The 9,754-nt window shown below is 31.4% G+C and carries 8 protein-coding genes; 7 read left to right on the forward strand and 1 reads right to left on the reverse strand.

Annotation, left to right across the window (positions count from 1 at the left end):
- Window positions 1-273: 273 nt before the first annotated feature.
- Both ACVBFA_RS11460 and ACVBFA_RS11465 read left to right on the forward strand, forming a co-directional pair.
- Complete coding sequence (locus ACVBFA_RS11460; protein ID WP_002446823.1) at window positions 274-969, forward strand: ABC transporter ATP-binding protein; 696 nt, start codon at window positions 274-276, stop codon at window positions 967-969.
- 1 nt (window position 970) lies between these two features.
- A complete protein-coding gene (locus ACVBFA_RS11465) occupies window positions 971-1,741 on the forward strand; it encodes an ABC transporter permease (protein WP_126122801.1) in 771 nt (256 codons plus the stop codon).
- Between the two features lie 143 nt (window positions 1,742-1,884).
- Here the strand turns inward: ACVBFA_RS11465 and ACVBFA_RS11470 are convergent, their stop codons facing one another.
- On the reverse strand, window positions 1,885-1,986 hold the full coding sequence (locus ACVBFA_RS11470) for a type I toxin-antitoxin system Fst family toxin (protein ID WP_002446825.1): 102 nt from the start codon (window positions 1,984-1,986) through the stop codon (window positions 1,885-1,887).
- 1,012 nt (window positions 1,987-2,998) lie between these two features.
- Here ACVBFA_RS11470 and bioD point away from each other — a divergent pair.
- From bioD to ACVBFA_RS11495, 5 genes are all read left to right on the forward strand, one after another.
- Window positions 2,999-3,670 (forward strand): dethiobiotin synthase, encoded by a 672-nt coding sequence (bioD, locus tag ACVBFA_RS11475; protein ID WP_002446826.1) that lies wholly within the window; start codon window positions 2,999-3,001, stop codon window positions 3,668-3,670.
- Entirely contained in the window at window positions 3,663-5,018 is a 1,356-nt protein-coding gene (gene bioA / locus ACVBFA_RS11480) for an adenosylmethionine--8-amino-7-oxononanoate transaminase (protein ID WP_126122668.1), read from the forward strand. The genes bioD and bioA overlap by 8 nt, the downstream gene beginning before the upstream one ends.
- A gap of 10 nt (window positions 5,019-5,028) precedes the next feature.
- The gene (locus ACVBFA_RS11485) at window positions 5,029-6,162 is read left to right on the forward strand and encodes an aminotransferase class I/II-fold pyridoxal phosphate-dependent enzyme (RefSeq protein ID WP_002490407.1); all 1,134 of its coding nucleotides are present in this window, start codon (window positions 5,029-5,031) and stop codon (window positions 6,160-6,162) included.
- Window positions 6,155-6,841: a 6-carboxyhexanoate--CoA ligase gene (locus tag ACVBFA_RS11490; protein WP_126122669.1), complete on the forward strand. Its 687-nt coding sequence runs from the start codon at window positions 6,155-6,157 to the stop codon at window positions 6,839-6,841. Before ACVBFA_RS11485 ends, ACVBFA_RS11490 begins: the two co-directional genes overlap by 8 nt.
- Before the next feature lie 309 nt (window positions 6,842-7,150).
- Window positions 7,151-9,754 (forward strand): putative Ig domain-containing protein (locus tag ACVBFA_RS11495; RefSeq protein WP_447158855.1); only part of this gene is annotated, 2,604 nt, incomplete at its 3' end.

Consider the following 9,754-nt stretch of genomic DNA (forward strand, 5'->3'; position numbering starts at 1 on the left):
CAATTTCTATATTATTTCAATAGAAATTGTCTTTATTTACTTATCCTGGAACTTTATGTCCCACGCTCTTTCTTATTTATTAAATAAAAATATTCTCATATATCAAGTAAAGTGACAAACTTATTTTGTATGATTAGGGTGTACTTAAAATAGACAGAATTTCATTTGATTTATATTGATGTATCTCAATATTCATTTTAATAAATTATAGTTTATGATAAATTAAGGTTAGATTTATAACATATATCTAAATAAGAAAAAGGAGCTAATTGTATGGATGTTTTAACAGTAGAACATTTAACAAAAAAGATAGGTAATAAGACTATTCTTGAGGATGTTTCTTTAAACCTAAAACGAGGACAGATTATTGGTCTTGTGGGTGCCAATGGTGCAGGAAAAACATCTTTAATGAAAGTCATATTAGGTTATTCGAGCTATCAAGATGGGACATTTAGAATTATTGAAAATAAGAATAAAAAAAGTAATGTTGGTGCATTGATTGAAAATCCTGGAATATATCCTTTCATGTCAGGATATGACAATTTAAAACTATTAAATGAAACAAAAAATACTCACGACATTGATACAATTGTCTCTCAACTGGATATGGATGATTATATACATAACAAAGCAAAAACATATTCACTTGGTATGAAACAAAAATTAGGTATTGCAATAGCTTTTTTAAATCAACCTCAGTTAATTATTTTAGATGAACCTATGAATGGTTTAGATCCTAAGGCTGTGAGAGATGTGAGAGAACTTATTGTAAAAAAAGCACAAGAAGGAGTTACTTTTTTAATTTCTAGTCATATTTTGAGTGAATTAGTAAAAATTACAAATTCTATCCTTATCATTAACAAAGGTAAACTTGTTACTGAAACTACAGAAGAGGAATTAAATCAATATGAGGATAACGATTTAGAAAATGTATTATTAAATATCATTGATAAGGAGGATCAATCTTAAAATGGGGACTTTAATTAAACAAGAATGTTTTAAATTATGTAAAAAGAAATCAACATTTATTATACCAATTATCATTATATTATTAATGGTTGTTCAAGCTATAATTTCTAAAAATTATGATGATGTTTTTTCTCCACAATCGTCTATTGAATCAGCTTTTAGTGGATTTTCATGGTTTATCTTTTTATTAATTATTCAAGCTAGTACCATTATTTCAATGGAATTTTATCATGGTACAATTAAAAATCTTCTCTATCGCAAATATACAAGAACAAATATTATTATCAGTAAAATTATTACATTAGTACTCTTTTCATTACTATATTTTATTATTAGCATTGTTGTAGGATTTATTTTATGGGCTATTTTCTTCAATGATATTAATCTCCTTGAAAGTAAGGGGGATGAGTTATCGTTATTAAGTAAAATGTTATTAACTGGGTTAGGTACATATGTCGGAACTTGGTTAGTTTTAAGTGTCACTTTATTAATTTCATGTGCAATGAAAAGTCCTGGTGTCTCTATTGCTGTTGGTATTGTATTTTATTTTGCCACTTCAATCTTGTCAGGTATATTAACAATTATTGTAGATAAATGGGAATGGTTAAAATGGAACCCTATTAGTATGATGAATATTATGATTCAAATTGTTGACAAAAGCATGAAAAAATACACAAAATTAGAACTACATGAATTGTTTATTGGTAATATTGTTTATATTATTATTTTCTTAATTCTCGTAGTACTTGTCTTTAAAAAGAAAAATGTTTAATTTAACTCAACACACTTTATAATTTTGCATTTCTCTACTAAACAGTGTTATAATTCACTTAACAAGAGCTTCGTGCATTATATGCACCAATCCCCTCACTATTGCCGTAGTGAGGGGATTTTTAGGTGTTGGCTTAATATCGCCTATTTTTTCTTATTGTTACGTGTACGTAGCCAATGCGTAAATAACGCAACAATACAACCACTGATGACTGTGGTCGTGATGTGAACAAGAGCTTCGATCATCTGATATGCACCTCCTCTCTGCGTCTAAATTGACGCCTGAGAGATAGGCGACCTGTATATTATATCATCTCTGAATATGCGATAATAGTTAACTTCCGATAAGTCATTTTATGTAATGATAGTGAGATCCAGATCCATTTCTATGATATCTAGAGGCAAAAGAGATACTTTATAAGTATATTTCAAGTTTATTATAGTAATTAAACACATCACTATAAGTAAATAAATTTACTAGTTTACAAGTATACTTATTTACTAGTCTATAAGTTTATTAGTAAACTATTAAACTAGTTTACTAATGACTATTGCAATTTTAATAGAATTATTGATTTTATACTTACTTTTCAATAATACTTTTTAGCACCTTTTAAAGTCTAATATGCTTTTCCTTGATCCTATATACTCTTAAATTTGCGTCGTTTCATTTAACAGCTTTCCTAATAATTTTCGCTGTGAACATTAGAAAATTGATTATGATTTATGTTTTCTTTAACTTTAATTTATAGGAGAAAAATCATGATTCTGTTAATTTATGAAATCTTATTATTTTTAATAATTTCATTCTCGTATTTTTTATTCAAACTATTTTTATGGAGATTCATTTTGGAATCTTAGCTTTAATATTCGGAATGTTTACAGCAAATTTGTTTATATATTACATGCTTCTATATAAAAGTCCAGAATACAATGACAAGAAAATAGACTGACCCCAATTAGTGGGAATGATATAAAAACACTTTCGTTGAATTCATATTAAAATGAATCATACGGAGGTGTTTTTCTATGAAAAGAGTTTCTTATTCAGTAGAAACAAAGTATAAAGCAGTTGAAATGAAAGCAGCAGGATTTTTCATCTAAAATATGCAACACATACCATTTCTCGAAAATCTTTTACTTTCCTCATTTAATCACACACTTACCCCACTTATTGTTATCACTTGCAACCTTCATACTCTAAATGTAAACTTTAAAATGTAATAAGTTTACATTAAAGATAGGTGACATGATAAACATGAACATATTTATAACTGGAACGAATACTGACATCGGTAAAACGTATGTTACTAAATATCTCTATAAGGCATTAAAAACGAGGGGATATCGGGTATGTATTTTCAAACCTTTTCAAACTGAAGAAATCGGTGGAGGTAGATACCCAGATTTAGAGATTTATAAAAACGAATGCGATTTAGACTATGACGTCACGTCACTTTACACATTCAAAGACCCAGTTTCACCACACTTAGCATTTAAAATTGAAAGGCATCAGCAATTGAACCATCAAACAATGATAGACAAACTCGAATCACTAGAAGCACAATTCGATATGATTCTCATTGAAGGTGCAGGTGGTATTGCAGTGCCTATCTATGAATACAGTGACCATTTTTATATGACAACAGATTTAATTAAAGACACATCGGATTTCATTGTGAGCGTCTTACCTTCAAAATTAGGTGCGATTAATGATGCCATCGTTCATCAGAAATATATTGATCATCATGAACTCCCCCCGAATGTGTTAATCATGAATAACTATACTGATAGCGCTATTGAACAGGATAATTTACATACCATTGAAAAATTAACACATAAGCCTGTTTATACGTTAGGTCATCAAGCGACCCAAGAAAGCTTTTCCGAAGCATTTATACAACGAATGATAGGAGGATCCAATGGCTAATACACGAGAGTTAAATCATAAAGATGCACAGTATGTATGGCACCCATTCACACAGATGGGAGTCTATGCTAAAAATGACAATATTATTATTGAAAAAGGTCGCGGAAGTTATTTATACGATACTGAAGGCAATAAATATTTAGATGGTTATGCGTCATTGTGGGTCAATGTGCACGGGCATCAACATAAAAAGTTAAATCAAGCCATTCATAAACAACTTGATAAGATTGCCCATTCTACGCTATTAGGTTCGTCTAATATTCCATCGATTGAGCTTGCCGAGCAGTTAGTCAAATTAACACCAGATAGATTACAAAAAGTGTTTTACTCCGATACGGGGAGTGCGTCGGTAGAGATTGCTATTAAGATGGCTTATCAATATTGGAAGAATATCGATGCTGAACGATATGCGAAGAAGAATAAATTTCTTACATTACATCATGGATATCATGGAGATACTATAGGTTCTGTTAGCGTTGGTGGTATCGATAGTTTCCACAACATTTTTAAAGACCTTATTTTTGAAAATATACAGATAGAAACACCGTGTTTATATAAAAGTAAGTACCGCAATGAAGCGGAAATGCTTAATTCAATACTGAATCAAATTGAAGATATATTATCTGAGAAAAATGATGAAATAGTAGGATTTATTCTAGAGCCACTTATACAAGGTGCAACAGGTTTATTTGTTCATCCACATGGATTTTTGAAAGCTGTAGAACAGTTATGTAGAAAATACGATGTGTTACTGATTTGTGATGAAGTAGCTGTTGGTTTCGGGCGTACGGGAGAAATGTTTGCCTGTAACCATGAAGATGTACAACCAGATATTATGTGTCTGGGTAAGGCAATTACAGGCGGTTATTTACCGTTAGCGACAACTTTAACATCTCAAAAGATATATGATGCTTTTTTAAGTCAGAGTCACGGTAAGAATACGTTTTTCCACGGTCATACATATACAGGTAATCAGTTAGTTTGTTCCGTAGCACTTGAGAATATTAATCTTTTTAAAAAGAAGCATCTGATTGGGCACATTCAAAAGACATCTCAAACATTAAAGCGACGCCTAGAGGCACTTCAACCTCATAAAAATATTGGAGATATTAGAGGGCGGGGATTAATGTATGGTGTGGAATTAGTTGAAAACAAATCAACGCAGACACCACTCGATATTCCTACTGTAGAACTGATTATACGTCGATGTAAAGAGAATGGATTGATGATTCGGAATTTGGAAAATGTCATCACTTTCGTACCTATTTTAAGTATGTCTAATAAAGAAATTAAAAAAATGGTTAAAATTTTCGACAAAGCCTTACATCAAACATTGAGTAAGAAGTAAGAGGGTATTTATGGACATTAAAGCACAGTTAAAACAGATACAAGATAAAGGTTTATATAGAGCGCTTCAACCGATTCAGTCCGTAGAAAAACAATATATTTATATCAATGACCAATCTTATATTAATTTTACTTCGAACGATTATCTCGGTATAGGACAACTTGAATATCAACCTCAAAATTTCTTAGATTTTATAAAGACATATAGCATCCATCTATCAAGTTCTAGATTAGTGAGTGGCAATTCAGTTGTTTATCAGCAATTAGAACAAGCAATCAGCGAGTATTTTAATTTTGAAGATGCCTTAATTTTTAATAGTGGTTACGATGCGAATTTAGCGGTATTTAATATTTTTAAAAATAATAATGTTGTTATCTTTTCGGATCAACAGAATCACGCCAGTATAATAGACGGTATTAAACTAAGTGGTCTATCAAAAGTGATTTATCAACATTTAAACTATGATGACTTGGAAAGTCATTTAGCGCGGGACTCGCATCCAGATGTTCAAAAAGTGATTGTCTCTGATAGTGTGTTTTCTACTAACGGCGCTAAAGCAGATATTAATAGGCTAGTTAATCTCAAGCAACGTTACAATGCGATTTTAATTATTGACGCATCTCATAGTTTAGGATTAAATCTCTTTGAGTGTCATGCAGATATTGACATAGTTACCTCAAGTTTATCTAAAGCGTGGGGAGCCCATGGTGGCTTAATACTAAGTTCAAAAGATGTAAAAGATTTAATTATTAATAAAGGTCGTTCGCTTATCTACTCGAGTAGTTTACCTAGCTATCATTTGTATTTTATTCAAGTGAGCTTACAACATGTGATTGAAGATACATACAGACGAGAGAAGTTGAATGCACTTAGTGAATATTTTAATCACCAATTTATGGAATTATTTCCCAATCAACCATTATCTAATACACCCATCAAAAATATCGTTTGTGATAGTTTGGTTTCAGCACAAGCACAATACGACATGTTATTTGAACATGGTATATTTGTCAGTTATTTAAGGTATCCAACAGTGTCACAGCCAACATTAAGAATTTCATTATCCTATTTTCATGACACAGATGATATTGATCGACTTTTCAATGTAATGAAACAATACGATGAAGGTGATAGCTATGTATAGTATAAAAATGCGTGCAAGCCACGAAGATATTCATATTAGCGGTGCTGAAACAATGTGTGAATTTAAAGATTTAGAAAATTATTTGAAAAAATATTTTAATAAAGCCTTTAATCATGAAAATGGAAATATAGATTTCTTAAATTTGAAAATTGAAAAGGTTAAGGCACCGATTCAAACGTTAGTAGCATTACCAGTGGTTGAAAATTTAAACGATACATTAACACAATTAGCGAAACAAACAGATGTTTCTGAATATGCGCTAAACAAAGGGTTAGAATATATAAAGAATGATATTACTTATACTGGAGCCATTATTCTATCTGCACAAACCGGACAACGACTTGATAGCACTGAACAACGAGGTATCAGGGTAACTCATTTAGCATTTAAAACATGCAAACGTAATGGAGAAATATCAGAAAGAGTAAAAGATGCACGTGCACTTGCAACTTGTATCAATACATTTGAAGGTGTAAAGGCAGAACTATGTGTATCAGACGATTTGCATTACACGACTGGATATTATGCGTCGCCTAAGTTAGGATATCGTAGAATCTTTAATATTAAAGAAAAAGGTACGCGTCACGGGGGAAGAATTATTTTCGTAGACGAAGGGATAAATTTAAATGCATATGTTTCCTTTTTAGAAACAGTACCTAAAGAAATCATAGAAAAATAAGAAATAATGCTCAAAAGCTGGACGAAACGTCCCTCTTTTGGGCTTTTTTATGTCTAACAATTTAAAAATGCGTTCAAAACTTTTTGCGTATACATTAAATTATTGATATATTTTCTCTTGAAATTCATTAAATGTTATTTTTAGAAAATAATATCTTATATTTTAATATGACGATATTAATATTTTGGAAAATCAGATATATGAAATATTAAATTGATGTATATTTGAAAACATATAATAAATTCAATATAATGTATGAACGATACATTAAAATAACACTAAGTAATTTTTTTGGGGTGATTTTAAAAAATGAAAAATAAACAAGGATTTCTTCCTAATTTACTTAATAAATATGGTATTAGAAAGCTCTCAGCTGGTACAGCATCCTTACTAATAGGCGCAACGCTAGTGTTTGGTATTAATGGACAAGTTAAAGCAGCTGAAACGGACAATACCTTCTCTCAAAATGAAGATAATAAAACAAACGATAGCAAATCGAGTGATGAAGAACTGGTTAAATCAGAAGATGATCAAATTAGTAACACATCAGCAGATACGACTTTAGAATCAGAATTTGAACAAAATAACAATCCATCTTCTATTGAAGAATCAACTAATCGGAATGATGAAGATACGCTTAGTCAAAGAACATCGACTGAAACTGAAACGGATACCCACGTTAAATCTGCAGACAACCAGACAACCAATGAAACCACTAACAAAAATGATGACAACGCAACGACAAATCATACAGAAAGTACTTCAGACGAATCAACGTACCAATCAGATGATTTAAATACAACTCAACACGATAACTCCAATACTAATCAAGATACGCAATCAACATTAAATCCTACTTCTAAAGAATCTTCCAACAAGGACGAAGCTACGAGTTCCACACCAAAAGAATCTAATAATATTGAAAAGACTAGCTTATCAAACGATACAAATCATCAAACCACTGACGAAGTAAATCATTCAGATAGCGATAATATGACGAATAGTACTTCAAATGACATAGAAAATGAACTAGATACAACACAGTTGACAAGTCATGATGAGAGTCCTTCACCACAAAGTGATAATTTCACTGGTTTCACCAATTTAATGGCGACACCGCTTAATTTAAGAAATGATAATCCAAGAATTAATTTGCTTGCTGCAACTGAGGACACAAAACCTAAAACGTATACAAAACCCAATAATTCCGAGTATTCATATTTATTAAATGACCTTGGTTATGATGCGACAACTGTTAAAGAAAATAGTAATTTGCGTCACGCTGGTATTTCACAGTTACAAGATAACACTGGAAGTGTCATTAAATTAAATTTAACTAAATGGCTCTCTCTTCAAAGTGACTTTGTGAATGGTGGTAAAGTTAATTTATCATTTGCTCAAAGTGATTTCTACACTCAAATTGAGTCAATCACTTTAAGTGGTGTGAAAATGGATACTACTAATAATGGTCAAAATTGGAGCGCACCTATAAATGGAAGTACTGTTAATAGTGGGGAAATCGGTTCAGTGACAAATCATGAAATTCTCATCACATTAAAGAATTCACAAACATTATCTAGCTTAGGCTATTCAAATAATAGACCTGTGTATTTAACACATACTTGGACAACTAATGATGGCGCCATCGCAGAAGAGAGTATACAAGTCGCCTCTATCACACCAACGCTTGATAGTAAAGCACCAAATACAACTCAAAAATCAGGTTTTACAGCTGGCAGAGTGATTAATAAAATCAAATATGATAGTTCTCAAAAGAGTATAAAATCAGTACATACATTTAAACCAAATGAGAACTTTTTACAAACTGATTATAGAGCAGTACTTTATGTTAAAGAACAAGTGAATAAAGAACTGATACCGTATATAGACCCTAATTCAGTGAAATTATATGTTTCGGATCCAGATGGAAAACCTATTAGTCAAGATCGTTACGTGAATGGGTCGATTGATAATGATGGATTATTTGATAGTAGTAAGATTAATGAAATTTCTATTAAGAATAACAATACGTCAGATCAACTTAGTAATGCTAGAACTAGTTTAGATAAGAATGTATTTTTTGGGACACTCGGTCAATCTAGAAGCTATACAATTTCTTATAAATTAAAAGATGGCTACACGCTTGAAAGTATTGCATCAAAAGTAAGTGCAAGAGAAACTTTTGATTCATGGATGGAAGTAGACTACTTAGATTCTTACGATTCGGGAGCACCTAATAAACGTCTATTTGGTTCTTATGCCTCATCATATATAGACGTGATAGATAGAATTCCTCCTGTAGCGCCGAAAGCCAATAATATTACAACTGAAGATACTTCAATCAAGGGAACGGCTGAAGCTGATACAAATATTAATTTAGCATTTAATGATGGTCGCACACTTAATGGTAAAGTAGATAGTAATGGAAATTTTTCCATTACAATACCTAGTGATTACGTTCTTACAGGAAAAGAAACAATAAAAATAACATCAATAGATAAAGGAGCTAATGTATCACCAGCTATCACAATATCTGTAATTGATAAAACTCCACCAGCAGTAAAAGCAATAAGCAATAAAACGCAAGAAGTTAACACAGCATTTAACCCATTTATAATTGAAGCAACAGACAATAGTGGAGATAAGGTAATTCACGATGTGCGCGGACTTCCAGCTGGAGTGACATTTAATAACAGTTCAAATATGATAAGTGGCACACCAACAAATGTTGGTACATACACAGTGACAGTGATATCAAGAGATGTTAAAGGAAATGAAACGGAAACATCGTTTAAGATAAATGTTGTAGATACAACAAAACCAACGGTTGAAGAAATTGCGGATCAAACGCAAGAAGTTAACACAGAAATTGAGCCGATTAAGATAGAAGCAACAGACAATAGTGGTCAAGCG

It is taken from the genome of Staphylococcus sp. MSU001 (genome assembly GCF_052976705.1).

Coding starts and splice junctions, on each gene's coding strand:
- bioA (WP_126122668.1), top strand. CDS start 3,663: ATGGCTAATACACGAGAGTTAAATCATAAAGATGCACAGTATGTATGG.
- ACVBFA_RS11470 (WP_002446825.1), bottom strand. CDS start 1,986: ATGATCGAAGCTCTTGTTCACATCACGACCACAGTCATCAGTGGTTGT.
- ACVBFA_RS11490 (WP_126122669.1), top strand. CDS start 6,155: ATGTATAGTATAAAAATGCGTGCAAGCCACGAAGATATTCATATTAGC.
- bioD (WP_002446826.1), top strand. CDS start 2,999: ATGAACATATTTATAACTGGAACGAATACTGACATCGGTAAAACGTAT.
- ACVBFA_RS11485 (WP_002490407.1), top strand. CDS start 5,029: ATGGACATTAAAGCACAGTTAAAACAGATACAAGATAAAGGTTTATAT.
- ACVBFA_RS11460 (WP_002446823.1), top strand. CDS start 274: ATGGATGTTTTAACAGTAGAACATTTAACAAAAAAGATAGGTAATAAG.
- ACVBFA_RS11465 (WP_126122801.1), top strand. CDS start 971: ATGGGGACTTTAATTAAACAAGAATGTTTTAAATTATGTAAAAAGAAA.